The organism is Streptomyces sp. NPDC054834 (assembly GCF_053611185.1).
In genome coordinates this window covers 87,437-110,613 of sequence record NZ_JBSGZV010000031.1, presented here as the reverse complement: position 1 = coordinate 110,613, position 23,177 = coordinate 87,437, and the positions used below count along the sequence as shown (strand labels likewise).

The following is a 23,177-nucleotide window of genomic DNA, read 5'->3' as shown; positions in this document are numbered from 1 at the left end:
GCCCGAGGCTCCGGCCGACGCGTCCGTAGGTGCTGTCACTTCTCTTTGAACACGGCCTTGCTGACCTCGGCCGGGTTCTGGAACTCCTTCTTCCCGAGGTGGGAGATGCGCTCCGTGATCTCGCTCGGAGCGTGGTTCTTCTCCGCGACCTTCCGGAGCTGTTCCCGGTCGGCCGGGTACTCCGCGCCGGACAGGGCTTTCTGTAGATCGGTGGGCCTGACAGCCGCCATGGCTCCTCCAGGCGGTGAGATGTTCCAGTGTTCTCGGTGACACCGGCGCCGGAAGGGACGCCGGACTGCCCAGGTACCCACGCTCAGGGGGACAATTCCGGCTTTTCGGGCCTTCGGGTGGGTACCCGGGGCCTCGGTGAACGCGGGGGCCCGGTTCGACGAGGAGGCCGCGGTGAGTACTCACGACGTCCCGAGGAGTGGAACGACCAGGTCGCGGCCGGCCGGCGCGCTGCGGATGGACCTGCTCGGCATCTACCTCAACGACCACCTGGCGGGATCCACCGTCGGCACCCGCCGCGCCGGGTACCTGGCGCGGGCGCACCAGGGCCCTCCGCTCGGTGACGTGCTGGAACGGATCGCGCGGGAGATCGCCGAGGATCGCGAGAGCCTGCTGGCCATCATGGACCGGCTCGGGGTCCCGAAGCGCCGGTACAAGGTCGTGGCGGCGGCCGCCGCCGAGTGTGCGGGACGGCTGAAGCCCAACGGGCGCATCGTCGCCCGGTCGCCGCTCTCCTCGGTCCTCGAGCTTGAGTTCCTCCGGCTCGGCGTCGAGGGAAAGGCGGCCGGCTGGCGGGCGCTGCGTCCGCTGGCGGACGTGGACGGGCGCCTCGACGCGCGGCAGCTCGACGAGTTGCTCGCCCGGGCCGAACGGCAGCTGAGCACGCTGGAGGAGCTCCGCCTGCGCATGTCGCAGGAGGTGTTCCGCACCCGCGGGTGATCGGGTGTCCACCCACGGGCCCCCGGGTACTCGCCGCCCCACAGCAAACACCAGGCACACCGTTGGACAGGTGCGGAAGGAGGACCGAACCATGGCACACACCAGCGTTCCGGAGGTGCTGGGCGCGATCAAGGATGTCGACTTCCCGGCCGGCAAGGACCAGCTGGTCGACGCGGCGCGTTCGTCGGGCGCCTCGCAAGAGGTGGTCAAGGCGCTGCGTGGCATCCCGCCGGAGCAGTACGCCAGCCGCGAGGAGGTGGCCCGGTCGGTCCGGGTGGACCCGGACTCGGACCTCGGACTCAATGCCACGCAGCGTGCCGAACAGGCCCGCGAGGGCGGCAAGCCCGGGCTGTCCCAGCATCTGCGGGAAGAGCCCAAGACGCCGATCCAGGAGGAACTGGACCGCTGACGCTCCGCGTCGCCGTCCCCGTCCGGTCATCAGGGCCGGGGCCGGGCACCGGAGCCGTGGTGCAGCCCCGCGAAGGAGGGATGCCGCTCGTGCCGGCGCTGGACCGTGGGCGTGCGGTGGAGGGCGATGAGGGCCGCGTCGTCGTCCAGTTGGCCTCCGGTGTGGGTGAGGAGGTCACGGCGGATGTGGTGCATCAGCGCCTCGGGGCCGGCCTCGGTCCAGCGCGCGACGCGCTCCGCCAGCGGATAGAAGCGGCCGTCGGCGTCGCGGGCCTCGATGACGCCGTCGGTGTAGAGCAGGAGGGTGTCGCCGGGCTCGAAGGAGAACACGTCCAGCGTGTGCTCCGCCGAGCCCGCCACCCCGACGCCCAGTGGGGGCGAGGGGTGCAGGCTCGGCACGGTGACCACGTGACCCGGGCTGAGCAGCAGCGGGGGAGGATGGCCGCAGCTGGTCATCCTGGTGGTCGGATCGGTGTCGGGAATCTCGACGAACAGGGCGGTGGCGAAGCGTTCACCGGCCTCTTCGGGTGGTTCGAAGTCGGCGCTGTACCGGGTCATGCTCTGCTCCAGGGTGGTGGCCAGCGCGGACAGGGAAGTCTGCCGGTGCGCGGCCTCCCGGAAGGCGCCCAGCAGCAGCGCGGCCTCGCCGATCGCCGCGAGACCCTTGCCGCGCACGTCGCCGATCATGACGCGTACGGTGCTGTCGCACCGGGTGGCGGCGTACAGGTCGCCGCCGATCTGCGCCTCGTCCTCGGCGGCCATGTACAGCGAGGCGATCCGCAGCGGGCCGATGTGCTCCGGCAGTGGCCACATCAGGACGTGCTGGGCGGCCTCGGCCACCGACCGGACCTGCGCCAGCTGGGCGCGCCGCCGGTCGCGGATCATGCTGTAGACCACCACCATGACGGTCAGCACGGCGAGCGTGATGAGCTGCACGATGTGGTTCGTGGTGGCCACCCCGCCGTGGAAGACCGCGATGACGAATTGGGCCGCGATCGCGAGCACACCCACCAGGCCGGTCGCCACGGGCCCCGCGAGCGACGGTGTGAGCGCGGGGGCGATGACCAGCGCGGGCCCCAGATGGACGTCCTCGGGCGTGCGGATGTCCACCACGGTGATCACCGCGATGAGCGCGATCGGAAGCAGCAGCAGCGCATGGCTCGACTGCCACGACTGCCGCAGAGCTGCCACGTTCCGCCATGGGCTCATGCCACCAGCGTGCCCCACACCCGCGAGACCGGCCATCGCGCCGATCTGTCCGGGCCGATCCCCGCACCCCTGTGATCGGGCCGGTCACCGGGGTACCCGTAGGCCGGCCGGCGAGAGCCGGTCGATGAAATCCGACCCATGAAGGAGGACTCATGAGCACGGTCAAGGAAACGGTTGAGGTCGAGGTCCCCCTCCACGCCGCCTACAACCAGTGGACGCAGTTCGAGCAGTTCCCGAAGTTCATGGAGGGAGTGGAGGAGGTCAGGCAGCTCGACGACCGCCACAACCACTGGACCACCAAGATCGGCGGAGTGAAGCGCGAGTTCGACACCGAGATCGTCGACCAGCTCCCCGACGAGCGGATCACGTGGCGCACCATCAGCGGCGACACCGATCAGAAGGGGTCGGTCCGCTTCCAGCGCCTGGACGACACGCACACGCGCGTGGAGCTCGTCATGGACATCGAGCCGGAAGGCATGGCGGAGAAGGGCGCGGACGCCCTGGGGATGATCGACCGGCGGGTCAAGGGAGACATGCGCCGCTTCAAGGACTACATCGAGCACCGCGGCGGCGAGACCGGCGCGTGGCGCGGGCGCATCAAGCCCGGTGACCCCGGTCAGGTGCTCTGAGGCCGGGCAGGCCCACGACTCCGGCTGAGCGCTGCCGGTCCCGGAAACGACCGGGGGGCCGGGGCTGGACTTTCTGTCTAGATGCTGGACAATGAATCCAGCCCGGAAGGTTCAGCATCCGGCATCCGGCAACATCCGGCTTCCGTCGACCGCAGCGGCCGGCAGCGCCCAGAACGGAGTTCGAACATGCCCGACACCCCGCCCGTCAGCCTCGACGACGTCCGCGACGCCGCCGCACGGATCAAGGGCGTCGCCCACCGGACGCCCGTGCTGCGCTCGCGGACCCTGGACGAGCTGGTGGGCGCCGAGGTCTTCGTCAAGTGCGAGAACCTCCAGCGGGTCGGCGCCTTTAAGTTCCGGGGCGCCTACAACGCCGCGTCCCGGCTGTCCCCGGAACGCCTGGCCAAGGGCATCGCCGCCTATTCCTCCGGCAACCACGCCCAGGCCGTCGCGCTGGCCGCCCGTGAGCTCGGCACCACCGCCGTCATCCTGATGCCCGAGGACACACCCCGCGCCAAGCTGGAGGCGACGGCCGGGTACGGCGCCGAGATCGTCACCTACGACCGCTACACCGGCGACCGGGTCGCGATCGGAGAGGCCCTCGCCGCCGACCGCGGCCTGGAGCTGATCCCGCCGTACGAGCACCCCCACGTCATCGCCGGGCAGGGAACGGCGGCCCTGGAACTGATCGAGGAGGCCGGCGACCTGGACGCCCTGGTCGTGCCGGTCGGTGGCGGTGGGCTGATCGCCGGAAGCGCGACCGCGGCGAAGGGCCTCCTGCCGGACATCCGGGTGATCGGCGTGGAACCGGAGGCCGGGGACGACACCAAGCGGTCCCTGGAGGCCGGCCGGCGCGTCTCCATCCCCGTGCCCCGCACCATCGCCGACGGCCAGGCCGCGGACATCCCCGGCGAACTCACCTTCTCCATCAACCGGCGGCTGCTCGACGGCATCACCCTGGTCGACGACGACCAGATCCGCGAGGGGATGCGGTTCGCCTTCGAGCGCCTGAAGAACGTCGTCGAACCGAGCGGCGCGAGCGCCCTGGCCGCCCTGCTGGCCCACCGCGTGGAGCCGCTTCCCCGCCGGATCGGCGTCATCCTCTCCGGCGGCAACATCGGCGCCCAGCGCTTCGCCGAACTCCTCGGCGCCTGACGGCCCGCCCGGCCGAGCAGCCCCGGGGCGAGTTGCGGGCCCGGCGCGGCATCACCCGAGACGCAAGGCCTCCACCAAGTGGCCGTGCAGCCCGGCCGAGGTGACGAGGAAGCTGTCCGAGGCGGCCGTCCAGGCCTTGCCGCAGGCGTCGCTGAGCACCACGCCCGCCTCCCGGGCGACCAGGGCGCCGGGCGCAGGTCGGCGGCGTCCCGGCCGAACTGCCAGAAGGCGTCCCGGCGTCCGGCGGCGGTGCACGACGTCCTGACCGATGCCGAACGCACCGCCCTGAGCCCCACCCGCCCGCCCGCGCCCGGCGAACCCGACGTCGACCGCGCCGTCCTGCCCGCCCTCGGCGACGACGCACGGGCCCCGGCGGCCGTGGCCGCGCGCACCGGCCGCCCCGAGTCCACTGTGCGCCGACGCGTCGCCCGGCTCGGGGAGACCGGACGCCTGCTCACCCAGGTTGTCGTCGACCCACGGCGGCTCGGACCGGACATCGACGCCAACGGTCATGATGCGCGTCGCCCTCGACCGGCTCGACGCGGTCGACCGGACCCCGGCCCGCCACCCGGCGGTGCACGGCGCGTTCGCCACCACCGGCGCCGCCAACCCGCACGTCGCGGTCCGGGTGCGCGACCTGACGCACCTCTACCGGTTCGTCAACGCGGGACCTGGGCGGGCTTCGCGTCGACGGCGTCGAGACCGTGATCGTCGGCCAGGCGGTCGAGCGTCCGGGCAGGACGCCCGTGATCCTCGACGCCCGGCACCGGCCCTGGCGTCTGCACGCTGAACACGTTCGGCCCAGGCAGCACGGTCGCCGACGCCGATGTCCCGGTCGGCCGACCGGCACCCGCGGTCACCCTTCGGGATCCGCCACGGTTCGCCGCACCGTCATCCGCCAGGCTCCATCCGGTCGGCATGCCCCCGGGCCTGCTGGGTACGCGCTCAGGACCGCGCCCGCGGCCGAGTGCCAACGGGCGACCGCACGACCGCCGCTAGCAGGGGATCTGCCATGGAGACACCCGCGTACGACGACATGCCGACGCCGGCCCAGCAGGCGCTGGACGCGCTGGCCGAGAACGCCGAGGACCCGGCCGCGCTGTACACGCTCGCCAGCAGCGACGTGCTGCTCCCCGTGCCGGACGACGCCGCCGCCGAGGACGCCACCGACCCCTCCGCGGTGGCACTGCCCGTCCTGGAGAGGCCGGGGGACAACCCCGTCGTGCCGGTGTTCACCTCGGAACTGGAGATGGCCGAGCTGCTGCCCTTCGTCTCCCGCTACCGCCTCGTGCCCCTGGGCGCGCTCGCCTCCCAGTGGCCGGCCGACGACATCTCGCTCACCATCGACGGCAGCTCCGATCACGGCCTGACGCTCACCTCCGAGGGGGTACGCACCCTGCTGGCCCGCGCGGCGGGCTGAGCGCGGCCGATTCCGGCAGCGGCCCCGGCCGCGGTTCACAATGACCGCATGGAATGGCTCTCCGGTGTGGCCGGGGCACTGGTTCTGGCACTGGTCCTCAGCAGTGTCCTGCGCACCCTCGTGGTTCCCCGGGGGCTGTACTCCGGCCTGGTGATCCGCCTGTGGTGGGTGCTGCGCCGCCTGCTGCGCCTCACCACGCCCGGCGGCGGGTACGACGCCATCGACCGGGCCCAGACCTGGCTCGCCCCGCTGATGCTGATCGGGATGCTCACCGGCTGGCTCGCCGGAGCCCTGCTCGCCTTCGGTCTGCTGCTGTACGCGCTGTCCCCGCTGTCCTGGACGACCTCCTTCCGGGAGGCCGGCTCCAGCATGTTCACCCTCGGCTTCGCCGGCGGCGACCGGCTGAAGCTGTCCGTGCTGGACTTCGTCGCCGCCGCCACCGGCCCCGTCCTCATCGCCCTCCAGATCGCCTACCTGCCCACCCTGTACGGGGCCTACAACCGGCGCGAACTGGAGGTCACCCTCCTTCAGTCCCGGGCCGGTGAGCCCGCCTGGGGCCCGGAGATCCTGGCCCGGCAGTGGCTGGTCGAGACCGAGACGGCGCTCCCGGAGCTGTACCGGGCCTGGGAGCGGCTGGCCTCGGACATGGGCGAGAGCCACTCCACGTACCCGATCCTGCTGACCTTCCGCTCCCCGCGCCCGCACCGCAGCTGGCTGGTCGGCCTGGTCGCCGTCATGGACGCGGCCGCCCTCCAGCTCGCCCTGTCCCCGCGCGGCGCCCCGCCGGAGGCCCGCCTGGTGCTGCGCGCCGGATTCACCGCGCTGCGCGACATCGCCCGCGTGCTGCGCATCCCCTTCGACCCCGACCCGGCCCCGGACACCGGGATCCGGCTGACCTACGCCGAGTTCGACGCGGCGGCGGAGATGCTGGAGAGCACCGGTTTCCGGCCCGAGCGCGCGACGAAGGACGCCTGGCCGCACTTCCAGGGCTGGCGGGTCAACTACGAGCCCCTCGCCTACGCCCTGTGCCGTCGCTGCGACGCCGTACCCGCCCTGTGGACCGGCCCGCGCGACTTCCCGGGCGGCGCCATCCCGCCCCGCCGGCCGGTGGACCGGCGACCGCCCGGCCGAGGTCGGCCGGAACTTCCCCCTGAGAGGGGGTAGTCCGCGCGGCTCGGGAGGGAAGATCCCACCGGAGAGTCCGGGTGAGCGAGAGGGACGGATGGCCGTGAGGATCGTCCTGCTGGGTACGGCGGCCGGCGGCGGCTTCCCGCAGTGGAACTGCGCCTGCGCGCTGTGCTCGGCCGCCCGGGACGGAAAACTGCCCTCGCGCACCCAGGAGTGCGCGGCCCTCACCGGCAACGGCCGCGACTGGTGGCTGCTGAACGCCTCGCCCGACATCCGTACCCAGCTCACCGCCACCCCGGCGCTCCGGCCCGGCCCCGGACCCCGCGACACCCCGCTGCGGGGCGTGCTGCTGACCGACGCGGAGGCCGACCACGTCATGGGCCTGACCGTGTTGCGCGGCGCGGCCGGCCTGCGGGTGTACGCGGCCCCGCCGGTCCGTGCCGCACTCGCCCCGGTCCGCGGCGCCCTCGACCGCTACGCCCCCTGGGAGTGGTGCGACAGCCTGGCGGACGGCGGCTTCGTGCTGGCAGGCGGCCTGGTGGTCACGGCCCACCCGGTCGGCGCCAAGGCCCCCAAGTACCTGCCGACCCCCGCCCCGGACGCCCGCCGGGTGACGGCGTACCGCATCGAGGACCTGGCCACCGGGGGAGTGCTGGTGTACGCGCCCTGTGTGCCCGCCTGGGGCGAGGTGCTGGACGAGCTGTGCGCGACGGCCGACTGCGTGCTGCTGGACGGCACGTTCTTCGCGGCCGACGAGATGGGCGCGGCGGTGCGGTCCGGGAGCGGACAGGCGGCCATGGGGCATCTGCCGGTCACCGGCCCGCACGGCAGTCTCGCCGCCCTGGCCCGTCACCCGCGGCCGCGCCGGATCTACACCCACCTCGACCACACGAACCCGCTGCTGGATGCCGCCTCCCCGGCCCGGGCGCAGGTGGCCGGAACCGGCGCGGAAGTCCTTGCGGACGGGGCCGGGTTCATCCTCTAGGCCGGCTGCTCCTCCAGCATGCGGGCCAGCGCCGCCCGCTGGAGCGGCAGCACCTGCGCGTGCAGTTCGCGGCCCTTGCCGGTCAGCGCGACCCAGACGCCCCGCCGGTCCTCGGCGCAGACCGAGCGCTCCACGAGGCCGTCCTTCTCCAGCCGCCCGATGAGGCGGGACAGCGCACTCTGGCTGAGGTGCACCCGGCCGACCAGGTTCTGCACCCGGCACTGGTCGCCCTGCTCGCGCGGCTCGGAGGCGAGGAGGTCCAGCACCTCGAAGTCGCTCGCGCCCAGCCCGTGGGGGTGCAGCGCCCGGTCGATCTCGCACATCGTGCGCGCGTGGACCGACAGGATGTCCCGCCACCGTTCCTCGAGCCGTGCGTCGGCCGTCTTTGCTGCCATACCCGCACCGTAGCACCGATTCGGCCAATTGTTGAGCATGCAACTAGTGCGGGTGCAAGGAGTTGGCGAGGAGTCGTACGAGGCTCAGGCGGCCGGGTCCTGGAGCAGCCCCACCAGGTTGCCGTCGGGGTCCTTCACCGAGGCGATCAGCCGGCCGTTGCCGACGTCCCGCACGTCCTGTAGCAGTTCCGCGCCCGCCTCGAGCAGTGCGGCGAGCCGCCCACGGAGATCGGTGACGTGCCAGAACGGCACCGGTCCGGTCATGCCCTGCGCGTGCCCGTTCGGGTCGAGGCCGACGTCCTGCCCCGCGGCCTTGAAACCGACGTAGTAGGGCGCGTCGGCGTAGGGCTCGACGCCCAGCAGGGCGGTGAACAGGGACTTGGCCTTCTCCAGGTCCTTGACGGGGTAGATGATCGTCTGCAGGCCGGCGCTCATGGAACTCACTCCTCGGGGTGGGCGGCCCGACGGGTTTCCGTCGGTGCTCTCACGCTAGGGCCGGGGAGCACGCTCCGGCTTCTTCGATCCTGACCGGTTACGGGCTCCGCGCCGCCGTCATTCGTTGTGCAGCACCTCCGCGACGGTGAGGCGGGCCGCGCGGCGGGCCGGGATCAGGGCGCCCATGACGGCGATCAGGACGCCTGCCAGGGCCAGCAGCGCCAGGACCGGCGCATGCCAGACGTCCGTCATGTACGACGGCAGGGTGATGTCCACCCCCGCCGCCATGCGGGGGATCACCACCTCGTAGGCGGCGATGCCCAGGGGGATGCCGAGCACGGACCCCAGCGCCCCGAGCACGGCCATCGAGGTCAACGTCATCGCCGTCACCTGGCGCGGGGTCATGCCGATCGACTTGAGCATGCCGAGGTCGCGACGCCGGTCGTGGGTGTTGAGGACGGCCGTGTTGAAGACGCCGAGGGAGGCGACCAGGGCCAGCATCAGGGTGAGGCCGGTCGCGGAGCCGACGATGGTGCCGGTGACGCTGTTCGAGCCGCTCAGCTGGACGGACAGCCCCAGGTCGGCGGCCCGGACGGCGCGGGCGTACGCCTCCTGGGCCGTGCCCTCGCGCAACTTGACGTGATAGGCGATGGGCTTCACGTCCGGCATCAGGGCGGTGACCGTCGGCCAGCCGCCGATCACCAGCCGGTCGTCGGTGTCCATCGTCTCGCCGACGACGGTCACCTCCTCCTCGCGGTCGCCCTGCCGCAGCCGCAGACGGTCCCCGAGGTGCACTCCGTTGCGGCGTAGGAACGGCGTCCCGACCACGACTTCTCCGGTCCGGTGCATCCAGTGACCCCTGAGGAGCACGCTGTCCAGGGACAGGCCGCCGCGCCGGCCCTCGAACATGACCACCTGGGTACTGCCGGCCAGAAGCGCGTCGTCGTCCGAACGCGCCACCACATGGGTCGCACCCGGCAACGAGGCGAGCAGCGACTGGAGCTGACGGTCGCTGTGCACCGGCTGCACCTCCTTGCCGTGCCGGTAGTTGCCCACGTAGACGGTGACGTCGTAGGGCTGGTGACCGTCGTTCCCGTAGCTGTTCAGGGTTGCCGCCAGGCCGGTCGCGAACGTCACCGTCGTCACACCCAGCACCACGGCGGCCAGCGTGAGCGCGCTGCGCGCCGGACGGGCGAACGGCAGGCCCGCGCCGAGAGTCACCGACCGGGGCAACCGGGCGGTTGCCAGGCGCCGCTGGATGCCGAGCGCCCGTCCGGCACGCGGGGCACTGCCGGCGCTGATGGCCCGCGCCGCCGACAGCCGCTGCGCCCGCAGGGAGGGGCCCAGCGCGGCGAGCACGCAGACCAGAGGCATGCCCAGCAGCGCGAGCAGATTCACCCAGGGCGCGATCCCCACGCTGCTGTGCAGCATCCCCGAAGCCGGCCCGGTGAACACGAACCGGAAGAACGGTCCGGCCAACAGGTTGCCGACGAACGTGCCGAGCGCACAGCCCAGCACGGCGGGCACGGAGATCATCACCAGGTAGACGCCCAGCACCTGCCCCGGAGCGAAGCCCAGCGCCTTGAGGATGCCGATGTGCCGGAACCCCGAGACCACGGCACCGCCCACCACGTTGGCGACGATGAGCACCGCCACCAGGATGCCGAGGACACCGAACGCCATCAGATACGGCGCGTAGGCGCGCGCGTTGCTGCCGATCCGGTGCCTCAGTGCCAGGTACGTCTGCGATCCGGCGAGCGCGCCCCTCGGCAGTCCGTCGGTCACCTCGGACAGTTGGGCGCGCAGGGCGCTCTCCGACGAGGCGTCGCGGAACCTCAGGAGCAGCTGTCTGCCGGTCGGATGCAGGGCCCGGATCTGGCCCGGGGTGACCCATGCGTCTGCCGTGTGACTCAGATCGAAGGCGAATCCGACGATGGTGAGGGTCGGGCCCGACGGCACCTGGAGCTTCTTGCCGAGGTCGTCGGCGGTCCAGTCGGACTGCCGGTTCAGGACTGTCTCGCCCGGCCGGGTGGGCCACCGGCCTGCCCACAGGTCGACCCGGTCCACCGGACCTCCGGGACCGGACCGGCCCACGACCGTGATCTCGCCGCCGAGACCGTAGTCCGCCGCGTCGCGCGGAAGGTCGGCCGTCGCCCGCGGGAACGGCCCCGCCACCGCCTCGACCCCCGGCTGCCGTGCCGCGCGCGCCAGTTGGGCGTCCGACACCTTGCCGCTGTCGAACGCGGCCACGACATGCGGTCCGCGCAGCTTCCCGAAGGCGTGGTCGAACGGAGCCGACGCCGCGTCCACCAGCCCCAGCGCGACCACGATCGACCCTGTCGACACCAGCGTGACCAGCCAGATCACCAGCGTCTGCAGTCTCCGCCTGCGCACGGCCGCCCGTGCGGCCTTCCACACCGCGCTCATACGGACGGCTCCAGGGCGTGCTCACCGGTGACCCGGCCGTCGGCCAACCGCACCAGCCGGCTGGCACACCGCTGCGCGAGATGCTCGTCGTGCGTGACGATGACCAGCGTCTGCCCGATCTGGTTCAGGTCGATCAGCAGATCCATCACCTGCTCACCGGCCCGGCTGTCCAGCGCACCGGTCGGCTCGTCGGCCAGCAGCAGCGCCGGCCGGTTCATCAACGCCCGGGCCACGGCCACGCGTTGCCGCTCACCGCCGCTGAGCACGGCCGGATAGGCGTTGCGGCGGTCGGCGATGCCCAGCTCCTCGAACAGTTCCAGCGCGCGGCGCCGGGCCTGCCGGGCCGAAGTACCGGTCAACTGGGCGGCCAGCGCCACGTTGTCGAGGGCGGACAGGTCGTCGATGAGGTTGAAGAACTGGAAGATCATGCCGATCCGGCGCCGCCGGTACAGCGCGAGGCCCTTCTCGCTCAACTCCCCGACGTTCTCGCCGTGCACGACGACCGCGCCGCCCGTGGGCCGGTCCAGCCCGGCGATCATGTTGAGCAGCGTGGACTTGCCGCACCCCGAGGGCCCCATCACCGCGACCGCCTCCCCGGCCCGGATCTCGAGTGACACCCCGTCGAGCGCGACCGTCTCGCCGTACTCCTTGCGCACGCCGTCGAGTCGCACGACGGCCTCTCCCGTTTGCACCCCAGTGACCATGGTGAGGACGCTAAGGGCGCGGCCGGTCGCCCGGCATCCCTCCCCGGATCGCACCTCGGTCCGCGCCTCATCCCCCAGATGCAGGGAGCTGGATCCACAGGTCGATGCCGGATGTCAGAGGCGTCTGCCAGAGTGAGGACATGGGGGAACGGGAGCTGTTGGTGGTGCTGCTGGGGGTGGCGTGCGCGGCCGTCGCGGGGCTGGCCGTCGCGCTGCTGCGGACCCGGCGCCGGTGGCAGGCGGCCGTGGGGGAGCGCGGCTGGCTGCTCGAGCGGGAGCGGGAGAGCGCCTCGCACGCGGCGGTCGCCGCCGAACGGGACCGCATCGCCCGCGAGTTGCACGACATCGTGAGCCACAACGTCAGCCTCATGGTCGTCCAGGCGAGCGCGGCCCGGGAAGTGCTGGGGACGATGCCGGACGAGGCCGCGTCCGCCCTGCGGGCCGTCGAGGACGCGGGGCGCGGCGCGATGACCGACCTGCGGCATCTGCTGGGGCTGCTGGCGCCGTCGCCGAGCGGCGAGGACGGTGCGGACGAGGACCCGGGACCGGCGGGGGCCCGCCCGGACCTGACCCCACAGCCCGGCCTCGACCGCCTCGGCTCCCTCGTCGACCGGATATCGTTCGCCGGACTGCCCGTCGAGGTACGGATATCCGGTGACCCGCGCCGCCTCCCGCAGGGCATCGACGTGACCGCGTACCGCATCATCCAGGAGGCCCTCACCAATGCGCTCCGGTACGGCGACGGCGGCAAGGCTGAGGTGACCGTGCGCTACGCCGACCACGCGCTGCGCGTCGAGGTCCTCAACACCGGTCCCAGCGTGCTGACCGGCACCGGCACCCCTCCCGCACCGCGGCGCCATGACGGCGCGGGCCGCGGCCTGCTGGGCCTGTGCGAGCGGGTCGCCGTGTACGGCGGCGACCTCGACGCCCGCCGCAGACTCGGCGGCGGCTACCGGGTCCGGGCCCGCATACCGCTGGACCGCCCATGACCTCGGCCGCGCCCGAGCGGGCGCCCCGCGTGCTGATCGTCGACGACCAGACGCTGATCCGGACCGGCTTCCGGCTGATCCTGACCGCCCGGGGCATCGAGGTGGTGGGCGAGGCCGCCGACGGGGCCGAGGCGGTCGCCGCGGCACTCGAGCTCAAGCCGGACGTCGTGCTCATGGACATCCGCATGCCCACCATGGACGGCCTGGAAGCCACACGGCGCATCCTGGAGCGGGCCGCCGACTGCCGGGTGCTGATACTGACCACCTTCGACCTGGACCGGTACGTGTACACGGCCCTGTCGATCGGAGCCAGCGGCTTCCTGCTCAAGGACGTCACCCCGGAGCACCTGGCGGCGGCCGTCCGGCTCGTCGGCACCGGCGACGCCCTGCTCGCACCGCAGATCACCCGGCGCCTGGTCGAGCGGTACGCGGCCGAGGCGGAGCGGACGCCCGATACCGCCCCCGCCGACCTGGCAGCCCTGACGCCCCGCGAGCGTGAGGTGCTGACCCTGCTGGGCCGCGGCCTGTCCAACGCCGAACTGGCCGTCGAGATGACCCTCAGCGAGGCCACGGTCAAGTCCCACGTCGCCCGCATCTTCGCCAAGCTGGGCCTGCGCGACCGCGCCCAGGCGGTCGTGCTCGCGTACGAGACGGGGCTGGTCAGACGGGGGGAGCGGTAGCGCGCCCCGGAGGGACGCGGGAGGGAGGGGCCGGCTCAGGCAGAATCCCGGCGCACCAGTTCCGTCGGCAGGATCACCGCGGCCGGGTCCTCGCCGCCGATCTGGGCGAGGAGCACCCGCACCATCTCGTTGCTGATCCGGTCCCACGGCTGACGGATGGTGGTGAGGGCCGGAGTGGAGGCGGTGGCCGCCGGGGAGTCGTCGAAGCCGCCGACAGCGATGTCGTCCGGCACCCGCTTGCCCGCCCGCTGGAGCGCCGTGAGCACGCCCTGCGCCATCAGGTCGGAGGCGACGAAGACGGCGTCCATGTCCGGGGCCTGCGCCAGCAGCCGCTCCGCGCCCGCCTCGCCGCTGACCCGGCTGTAGTCGCCGGAGACGATGAGCCTGTCGTCGACGCCGGCACCCGCCTCGCCGAGCACCTCCTTGTAACCGGCGAGCCGCTCGACACCGCCGGGTGTGTCCAGCGGGCCGGTGACCACGCCGATCCGGCGGCGGCCCAGCGACAGCAGATGGCGCACCATGTCACGGGCCCCGTCGCGGTCGTCGGCGGCCACGTAACTGACCTTCGAGCCCAGCCCGATCGGCTTGCCGCAGGCGACCAGCGGCACGCCTGCCTTCCGCAGTTCCTCGGCCACCGGGTCGCCGGAGTGGCTGGAGACCAGCAGTACCCCGTCGACGTGCCCGGCGGTGATGTAGCGCGCTATGCGCCGCCGTTCGTCCTCCGTGCCGGCCAGCATCAGCAGCAGCGGCACGTCGTGCGCGGCCAGCGCCTGCGTGCACCCGCGCAGCAGGACGTTGAAGTTGGGGTCCTCGAAGAACCGCTCCTGCGGCTCCGTCAGCAGGAAGCCGACGGAGTCCGAACGCCCCGTGATCAGCGAACGGGCGTGCCGGTTCACGACGTACCCCGTCCTGCGGATGGCGGCGTTCACCGCCTCCTGCGCGGCCGGGCTGACGTAGTGCCCGCCGTTGAGCACACGCGAGACGGTGCCCCGTGAGACCCCCGCCTCGCGCGCCACGTCGTGGATCGTCGGCGGTCTGCGCCGACCCCCCGCATTGCTGCTCATGGTCATGACTTTACGGCCCCGGACAGCAGATCCAGGCTCCAGAACCGCTGGATGACCAGGAAGAGGGCGATCAGGGGCAGCACGGCCAGGGCGGCACCGGTGATCACCAGGGTGTACAGCGCCGGGGTGTTGGAGCCCTGTTCGAGGAGCGTGTACAGGCCGAGCGGGATCGGGAACTTCTCGTCGTCGCTCAGCATGATGAACGGCAGCAGGAAGTTGTTCCACACCGCCACGAACTGGAACAGGAACACCGTCACCAGGCCGGGCACCATCATCGGCAGCGAGATCCGGGTGAAGATCCGCCACTCGCTCGCCCCGTCCATCCGCCCGGCCTCGACCACGTCACCGGGCACGGCGGCGGCCGCGTAGATACGCGAGAGGTAGACGCCGTACGGGGAAAGGATCTGCGGGAGCAGCACGGACAGGTAGGAGTCCGTGAGGTTCGCCTTCGCCAGCAGCAGGTACTGCGGCACGGCGAGGATCACCGGCGGCATCAGCACGCCCATGAGCAGAACGCTGAACATGGTCTCGCGGCCCCGGAACCGGTAGGTCGCCAGCGCGTACCCGCTGCACGCCGACACGGCGGTCGACAGCAGGGCGCCGAGACCGGCGTAGAGGGCGGAGTTGCCCAGCCACTTCCAGTAGATGCCGTCGCGGTAGGCGCTGAGGTCCTTGAGGTTGCCGACGAGGCCGGTGCCCGGCAGGAAGGTGAACGTGGAGAACAGCTCGTGCCCGGACTTGGTGGACGCGATCACCACCCAGGCGACCGGCAGCAGGGTGTAGATCGCGCCGAGCAGCAGGGTGAGGGTCGGGACCAGCGCGATCCGGCGGCGCAGCGGCGGGCCCTGGGCGGTGCCGGGGGTGGTGCCCGCGGCCGGGGCTGCCTTGCGGACGGCAAGAGAACTCATCGCGCTTCCTCCTGCTTGTTGCGGCGGTTCGCGGCCCGCAGAAATCCGAACGACAGGACCAGCGTCACCAGGGCGATCAGCGTCGCCTCGGCGGCCGCCGAGTAGATGTCGTTGCGGTGGAAGGCGTCCTGGTGCACCTTCATCAGCGGGCTCCAGCTGGTGTTGACGGAGTTGGTGAGCGGGTGGAGGGTGGTCGGCTCGTTGTACACCTGGAGCGTCGCGATGATCGAGAAGAAGAAGGTCAGCACCAGCGAGGGCGCCACCATCGGGATCTTGATCTTCAGCGCGATCTGAAGCGGGGTGGCGCCGTCCAGCCTCGCCGCCTCGTACACCTCGGCCGGGATGGCCCGCAGCGAGGTGTAGATGACGATCATGTTGAAGCCGGTGCCGCCCCACACCGCGATGTTCGACAGGGCGAGATAGAGCGGACCGCCGTCCAGCAGGTCCGGCTGCGGCAGGCCGAACTTGTCGAGCAGGTAGTAGAAGGGGCTGACGTCCGGCAGGTACAGGAAGCCCCACAGCAGCGCGGCCACCACGCCCGGGATGGCGTACGGCAGGAAGATCGCGAGCCGGGTGAACGGGGCGAACCGCACCTTCTCGGAGTCGAGCATCAGCGCGAACAACAGGGCGAGGCCGAGCATCACCGGGACGACGATGCAGCCGTAGCCGAGCACGCGCAGCGCGCCGTCGAGGAGTTCGCTGTCACCGAGGGCGTCGGTGTAGTTCTCCAGGCCGGCCCAGACCTCCTTCCGGGCGCCCGATCCTAGGCCGAGGCCGGAGACGTGCACCTTGCGGAAACTGAGCCAGACCGCGTATCCGATGGGCAGTGCGAAGAACAGGGCGAAGAGGACCGTTGCGGGCAGGAGGAAGGCGTACGGGGCCCCCTTGACCCCGTACGCCTTCCGGCTTGTGCTGGTCACTGAGAAACCTCGAAGCCCTGCTTCTTCATGTCGGCGACCGTGGCGTCCTGCATCTTGGCCAGGGCGGCGGCGAAGTCCGACTTGTCCTTGGCGGCGGCGCCGAACGCGTCGTTGAAGGTCGCGTAGGCGACGTTGACGTTCGGGCCCCAGGCGGACGGCGCGGTGGTGTTCGCGATCTTGGCGGCCTGCGGGTAGAAGTCCGCCTGGTTCGAGAAGTACTCCGGCGGGTTGCTGAAGGCACCGGTGAGCTGGGCGGAGGTGGAGGCCGGGTAGATGCCGCTGTCCTTCGCCAGTGCGTTGAGCGCGTCGTGGTCGGTGTTCAGCCAGGTGGCGAACTTGGCCGCGGCGGCCTGGTGCTGGGAGTCGGTGGTGACGGCGGTCGAGGAGCCGCCCCAGCTGCCGGTGACGTTCTCGCTCGCGGACCACTGGGGGAGCGGGGCCATGGCCCACTTGCCCTTGGTGTCGGGCGCGGCGGTGGTGAGCGTGCCCGGCGCCCACACGGCGCTGACCCAGGCGATCTGCGTGCCGGTGTTGAGCGCCTTGTTCCAGGACGGGGTGTACATCGGCTGGTTGTCGATGACGCCCTCCTTGACCAGGCCGCCCCAGAACTTGGCGACCTTCTGGGTGGCCGCGTCGTTGATCGCGACCTTCCACTTGTCGCCTGAGGTGGTCCACCACTTGGCGCCGGCCTGCTGGGCGAGGCCCGCGAAGAGACCGGAGTCGTTGGCCGAGAAGGTGGTCAGGTCCTTGTCGGGGGCGGCCTTCTTCAGCGCGCGGGCGGTCTCGGCGAACTGCTCCCAGGTCGTGGGGACCTTCAGCTTGTACTTCTTGAACAGGTCCTCGCGGTAGTAGAACATCATCGGCCCGATGTCCTGCGGGACCGCGTAGACCGCGTCCGTGCCCAGCGTGGTCTGCTGCCAGACGCCGTCGGCGAACTTGCCCTTGACGTCGCCGACCTCCTTGGATATGTCCGCCAGCGCGTCATTGCTGACCAGCGTCGGCAGCGCCTGGTACTCGGCCTGCACCAGGTCCGGTGCCTTCTTCGCCTTGTGCGCGGTGAGGATCTTGGTGACCAGCGTGTCGCCGGACGCCTGCTTCTTCACCGTGACCGTGATCTTGTCCTTCTTGCCCGGCCCCTTGTTCCACAGGTCCACGACCTTGTCCATACCGGGCGTCCAGGTCCAGTACGTCAGCGAGACCGGGCCCGACTGGGCCTTGCTGCCGTCTTCGGAGCCGCAGGCGGCGAGGGCGGTGGCGCCGAGCGAGACGGCGACGGCGGTTGTCACGAGGCGACGGCGCTTCGTGTGCGGCATGGATCTCTCCCCTGACCTGGGTCCCCGCCCGCTGCGGGAACCTGCCATGCAGAAACCGGCTGACCTGGGCCCTCGCCTGTCGCGAGGCCCTGTCCTGCTTCTGTGAGCGTTCACAGTAGAGAAACATCCCGGACACTTGTCAATGGTTGTTGCTGTGCGGTTATGTTGGCATCGCACCGCCGCCGATGTGTGTGCACGTTCCCAAATGATCGATAACCCGGGAGAGATCCATGCCGGAGACCACCCCCAGGGGCCTCACCAGGCTCGCCTTCGGTGGGGACTACAACCCCGAGCAGTGGCCGGAAAGCGTCTGGCTCGAGGACGTCCGGCTGATGCGGGAGGCCGGCGTCACGATGGTGAGTGCCGGGATCTTCTCGTGGGCGCTGCTGGAGCCCTCGCCCGGGGAGTACGACTTCGGCTGGCTGGACCGGATCCTGGACCTGCTGCACGAGGGCGGCATCCGCGTCGACCTCGGCACTCCCACCGTGGTGCCGCCCGCGTGGTTCTACCGGGCGCATCCCGAGGCCCTGCCGGTCACCGCCGAGGGCGTGCGCCACGAGTTCGGCTCACGCGGCGCGATCTGCCACAGCAACGCCGACTACCGCGCCGCCGCCGCGAACATCACCACCCGGCTCGCCGAGCGCTACGGCGACCACCCGGCCCTGGCGATGTGGCACGTCCACAACGAGTACGGCGTCCCCGTCTCCGCCTGCTACTGCGACTCCTGCGCCGCACACTTCCGCCGCTGGCTCACGGACACCTACGGCGACGTCGACGCGGTCAACGAGGCCTGGGGCACCGCCTTCTGGGGCCAGCACTACACGGGCCTCGACCAGATCAACCCGCCCCGCGCGACCCCCACGGTCGGCAACCCGGGCCAGTCGCTGGACTACAAGCGGTTCGCCGACGCCACCATCCGGGAGAACTTCCGCACGGAGCGGGACATCCTGCACCGCCTCTCACCGGGGATCCCGGTCACCACCAACTTCATGACCGCGCTCAGCCAGTGCGACTCCATGGACTACTGGGCGTGGGGCCGCGAGGTCGACCTCGTCACCAACGACCACTATCTGATCACCGACGGCCGCCGCACCCACGTCAACCTCGCGATGGCCGCCGACCTCACCCGCTCCGTCGCCGGGGGAGCCCCCTGGCTGCTGCTCGAGCACTCCACCTCGGGCGTCAACTGGCAGCCCCGCAACCCGGCCAAGGCCCCCGGCCAGATGGCCCGCAATTCCCTCGCGCACGTCGCGCGGGGCTCCGAGGGTGCCATGTTCTTCCAGTGGCGGCAGTCCCGGCGCGGCGCCGAGAAGTTCCACTCGGCGATGCTGCCGCACGGCGGCACCGAGACCCGCGTCTGGCGCGAGGTCGTCGAACTCGGCGCGAGCATCGACTCGCTGAGCCAGATCCGCGGCACCCGCACCCGGGCCGACGTGGCCGTCCTGTGGGACTGGCAGTCCTGGTGGGCGCAGAACCTCCAGTGGCGCCCGAGCGAGGACCACGACCCCCGCGAGCGCGCCGACTCCTTCTACGCGGCCCTCTACGACCGCCACCTCACCGTCGACTTCGCCCACCCGGAAGCCGACTTGTCGGGTTACCCCCTTGTCGTCGTACCGGCGCTGTACCTGATGACGGAGGCCGCCGGGAACAACATCAAGGAGTACGTGGAGAACGGCGGCACCCTCGTGGTGTCGTACTTCTCCGGCATCGTCGACGAGCACGACGCCGTGCACGACGGCGCCTACCCGGGCCCGCTGCGGGACGTCCTCGGTCTGACCGTGGAGGAGTTCTCGCCCCTGCTCGAGAACCAGCGGGTGCGCATCTCCGGCCCCGACGCCAACGAGCTCACCGGGGACGTGTGGACGGAGTTCGTGGTGCCGCGCGGCGCCGAGACCGTCTGGACGTACGCCGACGGCCTCACCGCCGGCCGCCCCGCCGTCACCCGGCACCGGCTCGGCCAGGGCACCGCCTGGTACGTCTCCACCCGCCTCGACACCCACGGCCTCGACGAGGTGCTCGCCCGGGCCGCAGCGGACGCCCGCATCACGCCGCGCGCCGACCTGCCCCGGGACGTCGAAGTGGTGCGCCGCACCGACGAGTCGGGCACCCGCACCTTCCTGTTCGCGATCAACCACACCGCCACCGACGCCAAGGTGCCGCTGGACACGCCCGGCACCGAACTGCTGACGGGCGAACGCGCCGCGGGCCGCCTCGCGGTCCCCGCGGGATCCGTCCGGGTCGTACGACTCGACGGCTAGCCGCTGCCCCACCGGCTCCCCTCCGCCCGCGCGAGCCGTACGAGCCGCGGGCGGAGGGGCTCTCCTCCGCCCCCGCGGAGGACACCCCCAACCCAACATGTCGAAGGGACGACGGACGACGATGTTCCATCCCAGACGCACCCTGAGGGCCCTGCTGCTGCCGCTCGCGGCCGGGCTCGCCCTCACCGCCCTGCCCGCGCAGACAGCCCAGGCGGCGAGCACCCTCACCAACGGCGGCTTCGAGTCCGACGGCACGGGCGCGGCCACGCCCAGCGGCTGGTCGGAGTACGGCGACACCGCCGCCTCGTACACCGAGTCCGGCGGTCACGGCGGGAGCTACCGGCTCAGCCACTACTCGTCCGCCGCCTACAAGGTGGAGACGTACCAGTACCTGTCCGGGCTGACCAACGGCAACTACACCCTGACCGCCTGGGTCCGCTCCAGCGGCGGGCAGAACTCCGCCTACATATCCCTGAAGAACTGCGGGAGTTCGGAGCAGCGCACCGACCTGCCGGTGTCCACCAGCAGCTGGGTCCGCATCGTCACCTCCGTCGCGGTGACGAACAACCAGTGCACGATCAGCGTCGACTCCGATGCCAACGCGGGCAACTGGATCAACGTCGACGACCTGAGCTTCACCTCGGGCAGGACCGGCCTCGCCGTCAAGGGCGCCGACATCTCCTCCCTCGCCAAGAGCGAGGCCAAGGGCGGTGTGTACAAGACGAGTTCCGGCACCACCGGCGACGCGGTCACCATCCTGAAGAACGCCGGCATGAACTACGCGCGCCTGAAGGTCTGGGTCGACCCGGCCGACGGCTACAACAACAAGACGCGCGTACTGGCCATGGCCAAGCGCATCAAGGCCGCCGGCATGAAACTGCTGGTCGACTTCCACTACTCGGACACCTGGGCCGACCCGGGCAAGCAGACCAAGCCCGCCGCCTGGGCCTCGCACTCCTACAGCCAGCTCAAGACCGACGTCTACAACCACACGTACGACGTCCTGAACGCGCTGAAGGCACAGGGCACCACCGCCGACATGGTGCAGATCGGCAACGAGATCAACGGCGGCATGCTGTGGTCCGAGGGCTCCACGGACAACTGGCCGCAGCTGGCCGGCCTGATCAACTCCGGCTACAGCGCCACGAAGGCGGTGTCCTCGAGCACGCAGGTCGCGCTGCACCTGGCCAACGCCGGTGACGACGCCACCGTCCGCTGGTGGTTCGACAACGCCAAGACCTACGGCATCGCCTACGACGTGATCGGCCTGTCGTACTACGGCTACTGGCACGGCTCACTGGCCGCCGCGCAGACCACTCTGGACGACGCGGCATCCCGCTACGGCAAGCCGGTCTTCATCGCCGAGACGGCCTACCCCTTCCGCCTCGACAGCGACGACTCGCTCACCAACCAGATCGACACCACCGGCGAGCTCGTCTCCGGCTACCCGGCGACGGTGGCCGGCCAGACCCGGTGGATGAACGACGTGGCCAGCATCGTGGAGGCCGTCCCGAACGGCCGCGGCCTCGGCGTCTTCTACTGGGAGGCCACCTGGACCGCTGTCACCGGCAACGGCTGGGACCCCACCGACGCCACCTCCGGCAACGGCTGGGAGAACCAGGCCCTGTTCGGCTACGACGACAAGGCCCTGTCCTCCATGACGTGGTTCAGCCACCGCTGAACCGCACCGACGGGCCCGGCCGTGTGGGGGCGGCTGGGCCCATCCGGCTTCCTACCGGGCCTAAGCCCCAACTCCGCTGACCGCATGAGCCGTTCGGTACCGGACAAAGGGCAGGTGAGTCCCGTACGCGGTGGTAGCGGCTGCGCAAGAGTGGGAAGACGGAACTTGGGGAGGCGCGGACGGAGGCGATGCGATGCTGAGGACTCCTGCGGGCGAACGGCGCCTGGAGATCCTGGAGTGGCTCAAGGATCCGGCCGCGCACTTCCCGCCGCAACGCCACGCGGACCTGGCCGAGGACGGCGTCACCGCACGCGCCGTCGCCGCCAAGCTCGGCGTGTCCTGCCGGGTCGCCGAGACCCACCTCGGCCTGCTGACCCGCGTCGGCCTGCTGCGCGCCAAACGGATCCGGCGCCGCATCTACTACCGGCGGGACGAGGTACGGATCGCCGAGGTGGCCCGGATGTTCGAGAAGGGCTGGTAGGGGCAACCTACGGACCGGGTCTCTTTCGACAGCGAAGGGCAGGCGCGCATGGACCGTCCCACGGCACTCGTCCCCCGCCATTACGTGGCGATCGGCGGCCGGGGCCCCGAGGACGTCGTGGCCGACGACCGCGGCCGCGTCCTGACCGGCGTCGAGGACGGCCGCATCCTCCGCCTCGACGGCCTGACCGACCCCGGCACGGCCCGCGTCCAGGTGCTCGCCGAGACCGGCGGCCGGCCCCTCGGCCTCGAAATCCTCCCGGACGGCGACCTGATCGTGTGCGATGCCGAACGCGGCCTGCTGCGCGTCGGACCCGAAGACGGCTCCGTCCACGTGCTGGCCGACTCGGTGGCGGGGGAGCCACTGCGGTTCTCCAGCAACGTGGTGGCCCTGTCCGACGGCAGCCTCTGCTTCACCGTCTCCAGCCGCCGTCACCCGCTGCGGCACTGGATGGCCGACCTGGTCGAACACACCGGCACCGGACGCCTGCTGCGCCTCCCGCCCGGCGGCGGCAGCCCCGAGGTGCTGCTGGAGGGGCTGCAATTCGCCAACGGCGTCGCCCCGAGCGCGGACGAGTCCTTCCTGGTCGTGGCCGAGACCGGCGCCCGCCGGCTGACCCGCTTCCGGCTCACCGGCCCCCGGGCGGGCACCGCCGAGCCCTTCGCCGACGGCCTCCCGGGCCTGCCCGACAACATCTGGCGGGCCGGGAAGTCCGGCCCTGTCTGGGTGGCCCTGGCCGGACCGCCGGTCCCTCCGCTGGACCTGCTGCACCGCACCCCGCCCGCCGTACGCCGCGCCGCGGCCCGGGCCGCCGCGCACGCCCCCTTCCGCCCGACGGGCTACGCCGGCGTCCTGGCCGTCGACGACGACGGCACCACCGTTCACCACCTCACCCGCCACCACTCCGGCTTCCGCATGGTCACCAGCGTCTGCGAGACCGCCGGCCACCTGGTCCTGGGCAGCCTGTGGGAGCGCGGGGTCGCGGTCTGCGAGGCGCCCGCCGCGAGGTGACCCGCGGGTACGCCCGGGCGGTACCCTGA

25 protein-coding genes are annotated in these 23,177 nt (G+C 71.6%); 13 read left to right on the top strand and 12 right to left on the bottom strand.

Annotated elements, in window-relative coordinates; all coding sequences use genetic code 11:
* Positions 1–35: 35 nt before the first annotated feature.
* Positions 36–230 (bottom strand): DUF2795 domain-containing protein, encoded by a 195-nt coding sequence (locus ACWGJM_RS32965; RefSeq protein WP_453415403.1) that lies wholly within the window; start codon positions 228–230, stop codon positions 36–38.
* Positions 231–402: 172 nt separating this feature from the next.
* On the opposite strand from ACWGJM_RS32965, the gene ACWGJM_RS32960 reads away from it, so the two are divergent.
* A complete protein-coding gene (locus ACWGJM_RS32960; RefSeq protein ID WP_453415402.1) occupies positions 403–948 on the top strand; it encodes a hypothetical protein in 546 nt (181 codons plus the stop codon).
* A gap of 91 nt (positions 949–1,039) precedes the next feature.
* Complete coding sequence (locus ACWGJM_RS32955; RefSeq protein WP_453415401.1) at positions 1,040–1,357, top strand: DUF2795 domain-containing protein; 318 nt, start codon at positions 1,040–1,042, stop codon at positions 1,355–1,357.
* A 29-nt stretch (positions 1,358–1,386) separates the two neighbouring features.
* Here the strand turns inward: ACWGJM_RS32955 and ACWGJM_RS32950 are convergent, their stop codons facing one another.
* Positions 1,387–2,565, bottom strand: a complete 1,179-nt coding sequence (locus tag ACWGJM_RS32950; protein ID WP_453415400.1) for a PP2C family protein-serine/threonine phosphatase — start codon at positions 2,563–2,565, stop codon at positions 1,387–1,389.
* A gap of 152 nt (positions 2,566–2,717) precedes the next feature.
* On the opposite strand from ACWGJM_RS32950, the gene ACWGJM_RS32945 reads away from it, so the two are divergent.
* Both ACWGJM_RS32945 and ACWGJM_RS32940 read left to right on the top strand, forming a co-directional pair.
* Entirely contained in the window at positions 2,718–3,194 is a 477-nt protein-coding gene (locus ACWGJM_RS32945; RefSeq protein WP_453415399.1) for an SRPBCC family protein, read from the top strand.
* Positions 3,195–3,380: 186 nt separating this feature from the next.
* Entirely contained in the window at positions 3,381–4,349 is a 969-nt protein-coding gene (locus ACWGJM_RS32940; RefSeq protein ID WP_453415398.1) for a pyridoxal-phosphate dependent enzyme, read from the top strand.
* Positions 4,350–4,400: 51 nt separating this feature from the next.
* Here ACWGJM_RS32940 and ACWGJM_RS32935 read toward each other — a convergent pair whose 3' ends face one another.
* Both ACWGJM_RS32935 and ACWGJM_RS32930 read right to left on the bottom strand, forming a co-directional pair.
* Positions 4,401–4,862: a hypothetical protein gene (locus ACWGJM_RS32935; protein ID WP_453415397.1), complete on the bottom strand. Its 462-nt coding sequence runs from the start codon at positions 4,860–4,862 to the stop codon at positions 4,401–4,403.
* A gap of 146 nt (positions 4,863–5,008) precedes the next feature.
* Positions 5,009–5,134: a hypothetical protein gene (locus tag ACWGJM_RS32930; RefSeq protein WP_453415396.1), complete on the bottom strand. Its 126-nt coding sequence runs from the start codon at positions 5,132–5,134 to the stop codon at positions 5,009–5,011.
* A 227-nt stretch (positions 5,135–5,361) separates the two neighbouring features.
* Between ACWGJM_RS32930 and ACWGJM_RS32925 the strand changes: the two genes are divergently transcribed.
* From ACWGJM_RS32925 to pqqB, 3 genes are read left to right on the top strand one after another with little or no spacing between them, the layout of a single operon-like run.
* Entirely contained in the window at positions 5,362–5,769 is a 408-nt protein-coding gene (locus ACWGJM_RS32925; protein WP_453415395.1) for an SseB family protein, read from the top strand.
* A gap of 48 nt (positions 5,770–5,817) precedes the next feature.
* Positions 5,818–6,933, top strand: a complete 1,116-nt coding sequence (locus ACWGJM_RS32920; protein ID WP_453415394.1) for a hypothetical protein — start codon at positions 5,818–5,820, stop codon at positions 6,931–6,933.
* Between the two features lie 58 nt (positions 6,934–6,991).
* Positions 6,992–7,882 carry a pyrroloquinoline quinone biosynthesis protein PqqB gene (pqqB, locus tag ACWGJM_RS32915; RefSeq protein WP_453415393.1) on the top strand — a complete coding sequence of 297 codons (891 nt, stop codon included), beginning with the start codon at positions 6,992–6,994 and terminating at the stop codon, positions 7,880–7,882.
* Here pqqB and ACWGJM_RS32910 read toward each other — a convergent pair.
* The 4 genes from ACWGJM_RS32910 to ACWGJM_RS32895 form a co-directional block, all read right to left on the bottom strand.
* Complete coding sequence (locus tag ACWGJM_RS32910) at positions 7,879–8,277, bottom strand: MarR family winged helix-turn-helix transcriptional regulator (RefSeq protein ID WP_453415392.1); 399 nt, start codon at positions 8,275–8,277, stop codon at positions 7,879–7,881. The two genes, pqqB and ACWGJM_RS32910, sit on opposite strands and share 4 nt — an antisense overlap.
* 84 nt (positions 8,278–8,361) lie before the next feature.
* Positions 8,362–8,712, bottom strand: coding sequence for a VOC family protein (locus ACWGJM_RS32905; protein ID WP_453415391.1), 351 nt, complete (start codon positions 8,710–8,712; stop codon positions 8,362–8,364).
* Between the two features lie 117 nt (positions 8,713–8,829).
* On the bottom strand, positions 8,830–11,139 hold the full coding sequence (locus ACWGJM_RS32900) for an ABC transporter permease (RefSeq protein ID WP_453415390.1): 2,310 nt from the start codon (positions 11,137–11,139) through the stop codon (positions 8,830–8,832).
* Positions 11,136–11,843, bottom strand: a complete 708-nt coding sequence (locus ACWGJM_RS32895; RefSeq protein WP_453415389.1) for an ABC transporter ATP-binding protein — start codon at positions 11,841–11,843, stop codon at positions 11,136–11,138. The genes ACWGJM_RS32900 and ACWGJM_RS32895 overlap by 4 nt, the downstream gene beginning before the upstream one ends.
* A 140-nt stretch (positions 11,844–11,983) precedes the next feature.
* Between ACWGJM_RS32895 and ACWGJM_RS32890 the strand changes: the two genes are divergently transcribed.
* Positions 11,984–12,832 carry a sensor histidine kinase gene (locus ACWGJM_RS32890; RefSeq protein WP_453415388.1) on the top strand — a complete coding sequence of 283 codons (849 nt, stop codon included), beginning with the start codon at positions 11,984–11,986 and terminating at the stop codon, positions 12,830–12,832.
* The gene (locus ACWGJM_RS32885; RefSeq protein WP_453415387.1) at positions 12,829–13,512 is read left to right on the top strand and encodes a response regulator; all 684 of its coding nucleotides are present in this window, start codon (positions 12,829–12,831) and stop codon (positions 13,510–13,512) included. The genes ACWGJM_RS32890 and ACWGJM_RS32885 overlap by 4 nt, the downstream gene beginning before the upstream one ends.
* A 35-nt stretch (positions 13,513–13,547) precedes the next feature.
* On the opposite strand, the gene ACWGJM_RS32880 is transcribed toward ACWGJM_RS32885, so the two are convergent.
* The 4 genes from ACWGJM_RS32880 to ACWGJM_RS32865 are packed head-to-tail and all read right to left on the bottom strand — an operon-like array spanning position 13,548 to position 17,717.
* On the bottom strand, positions 13,548–14,582 hold the full coding sequence (locus ACWGJM_RS32880) for a LacI family DNA-binding transcriptional regulator (protein ID WP_453415386.1): 1,035 nt from the start codon (positions 14,580–14,582) through the stop codon (positions 13,548–13,550).
* The gene (locus ACWGJM_RS32875; RefSeq protein ID WP_453415385.1) at positions 14,579–15,484 is read right to left on the bottom strand and encodes a carbohydrate ABC transporter permease; all 906 of its coding nucleotides are present in this window, start codon (positions 15,482–15,484) and stop codon (positions 14,579–14,581) included. Before ACWGJM_RS32875 ends, ACWGJM_RS32880 begins: the two co-directional genes overlap by 4 nt.
* Entirely contained in the window at positions 15,481–16,404 is a 924-nt protein-coding gene (locus ACWGJM_RS32870; protein WP_453415384.1) for a carbohydrate ABC transporter permease, read from the bottom strand. The genes ACWGJM_RS32875 and ACWGJM_RS32870 overlap by 4 nt, the downstream gene beginning before the upstream one ends.
* A complete protein-coding gene (locus ACWGJM_RS32865) occupies positions 16,401–17,717 on the bottom strand; it encodes an ABC transporter substrate-binding protein (protein WP_453415383.1) in 1,317 nt (438 codons plus the stop codon). The genes ACWGJM_RS32870 and ACWGJM_RS32865 overlap by 4 nt, the downstream gene beginning before the upstream one ends.
* 230 nt (positions 17,718–17,947) lie before the next feature.
* Between ACWGJM_RS32865 and ACWGJM_RS32860 the strand changes: the two genes are divergently transcribed.
* From ACWGJM_RS32860 to ACWGJM_RS32845, 4 genes are all read left to right on the top strand, one after another.
* Positions 17,948–19,975, top strand: a complete 2,028-nt coding sequence (locus ACWGJM_RS32860) for a beta-galactosidase (protein ID WP_453415382.1) — start codon at positions 17,948–17,950, stop codon at positions 19,973–19,975.
* Between the two features lie 121 nt (positions 19,976–20,096).
* Positions 20,097–21,656, top strand: a complete 1,560-nt coding sequence (locus ACWGJM_RS32855; protein WP_453415381.1) for a glycosyl hydrolase 53 family protein — start codon at positions 20,097–20,099, stop codon at positions 21,654–21,656.
* Between the two features lie 193 nt (positions 21,657–21,849).
* Positions 21,850–22,137 carry an ArsR family transcriptional regulator gene (locus tag ACWGJM_RS32850; RefSeq protein WP_453415380.1) on the top strand — a complete coding sequence of 96 codons (288 nt, stop codon included), beginning with the start codon at positions 21,850–21,852 and terminating at the stop codon, positions 22,135–22,137.
* Between the two features lie 48 nt (positions 22,138–22,185).
* Complete coding sequence (locus tag ACWGJM_RS32845) at positions 22,186–23,148, top strand: SMP-30/gluconolactonase/LRE family protein (protein ID WP_453415379.1); 963 nt, start codon at positions 22,186–22,188, stop codon at positions 23,146–23,148.
* The last annotated feature ends 29 nt before the right edge of the window (positions 23,149–23,177 follow it).

What these genes read in the sequence shown, in the direction of transcription:
- ACWGJM_RS32965 (WP_453415403.1), bottom strand. Translation starts at nt 230, where the DNA reads ATGGCGGCTGTCAGGCCCACCGATCTACAGAAAGCCCTGTCCGGCGCG.
- ACWGJM_RS32955 (WP_453415401.1), top strand. Translation starts at nt 1,040, where the DNA reads ATGGCACACACCAGCGTTCCGGAGGTGCTGGGCGCGATCAAGGATGTC.
- ACWGJM_RS32950 (WP_453415400.1), bottom strand. Translation starts at nt 2,565, where the DNA reads ATGAGCCCATGGCGGAACGTGGCAGCTCTGCGGCAGTCGTGGCAGTCG.
- ACWGJM_RS32945 (WP_453415399.1), top strand. Translation starts at nt 2,718, where the DNA reads ATGAGCACGGTCAAGGAAACGGTTGAGGTCGAGGTCCCCCTCCACGCC.
- ACWGJM_RS32940 (WP_453415398.1), top strand. Translation starts at nt 3,381, where the DNA reads ATGCCCGACACCCCGCCCGTCAGCCTCGACGACGTCCGCGACGCCGCC.
- ACWGJM_RS32935 (WP_453415397.1), bottom strand. Translation starts at nt 4,862, where the DNA reads ATGACCGTTGGCGTCGATGTCCGGTCCGAGCCGCCGTGGGTCGACGAC.
- ACWGJM_RS32925 (WP_453415395.1), top strand. Translation starts at nt 5,362, where the DNA reads ATGGAGACACCCGCGTACGACGACATGCCGACGCCGGCCCAGCAGGCG.
- ACWGJM_RS32920 (WP_453415394.1), top strand. Translation starts at nt 5,818, where the DNA reads ATGGAATGGCTCTCCGGTGTGGCCGGGGCACTGGTTCTGGCACTGGTC.
- pqqB (WP_453415393.1), top strand. Translation starts at nt 6,992, where the DNA reads ATGGCCGTGAGGATCGTCCTGCTGGGTACGGCGGCCGGCGGCGGCTTC.
- ACWGJM_RS32910 (WP_453415392.1), bottom strand. Translation starts at nt 8,277, where the DNA reads ATGGCAGCAAAGACGGCCGACGCACGGCTCGAGGAACGGTGGCGGGAC.
- ACWGJM_RS32905 (WP_453415391.1), bottom strand. Translation starts at nt 8,712, where the DNA reads ATGAGCGCCGGCCTGCAGACGATCATCTACCCCGTCAAGGACCTGGAG.
- ACWGJM_RS32900 (WP_453415390.1), bottom strand. Translation starts at nt 11,139, where the DNA reads ATGAGCGCGGTGTGGAAGGCCGCACGGGCGGCCGTGCGCAGGCGGAGA.
- ACWGJM_RS32895 (WP_453415389.1), bottom strand. Translation starts at nt 11,843, where the DNA reads ATGGTCACTGGGGTGCAAACGGGAGAGGCCGTCGTGCGACTCGACGGC.
- ACWGJM_RS32890 (WP_453415388.1), top strand. Translation starts at nt 11,984, where the DNA reads ATGGGGGAACGGGAGCTGTTGGTGGTGCTGCTGGGGGTGGCGTGCGCG.
- ACWGJM_RS32885 (WP_453415387.1), top strand. Translation starts at nt 12,829, where the DNA reads ATGACCTCGGCCGCGCCCGAGCGGGCGCCCCGCGTGCTGATCGTCGAC.
- ACWGJM_RS32880 (WP_453415386.1), bottom strand. Translation starts at nt 14,582, where the DNA reads ATGACCATGAGCAGCAATGCGGGGGGTCGGCGCAGACCGCCGACGATC.
- ACWGJM_RS32875 (WP_453415385.1), bottom strand. Translation starts at nt 15,484, where the DNA reads ATGAGTTCTCTTGCCGTCCGCAAGGCAGCCCCGGCCGCGGGCACCACC.
- ACWGJM_RS32865 (WP_453415383.1), bottom strand. Translation starts at nt 17,717, where the DNA reads ATGCCGCACACGAAGCGCCGTCGCCTCGTGACAACCGCCGTCGCCGTC.
- ACWGJM_RS32860 (WP_453415382.1), top strand. Translation starts at nt 17,948, where the DNA reads ATGCCGGAGACCACCCCCAGGGGCCTCACCAGGCTCGCCTTCGGTGGG.
- ACWGJM_RS32855 (WP_453415381.1), top strand. Translation starts at nt 20,097, where the DNA reads ATGTTCCATCCCAGACGCACCCTGAGGGCCCTGCTGCTGCCGCTCGCG.
- ACWGJM_RS32850 (WP_453415380.1), top strand. Translation starts at nt 21,850, where the DNA reads ATGCTGAGGACTCCTGCGGGCGAACGGCGCCTGGAGATCCTGGAGTGG.
- ACWGJM_RS32845 (WP_453415379.1), top strand. Translation starts at nt 22,186, where the DNA reads ATGGACCGTCCCACGGCACTCGTCCCCCGCCATTACGTGGCGATCGGC.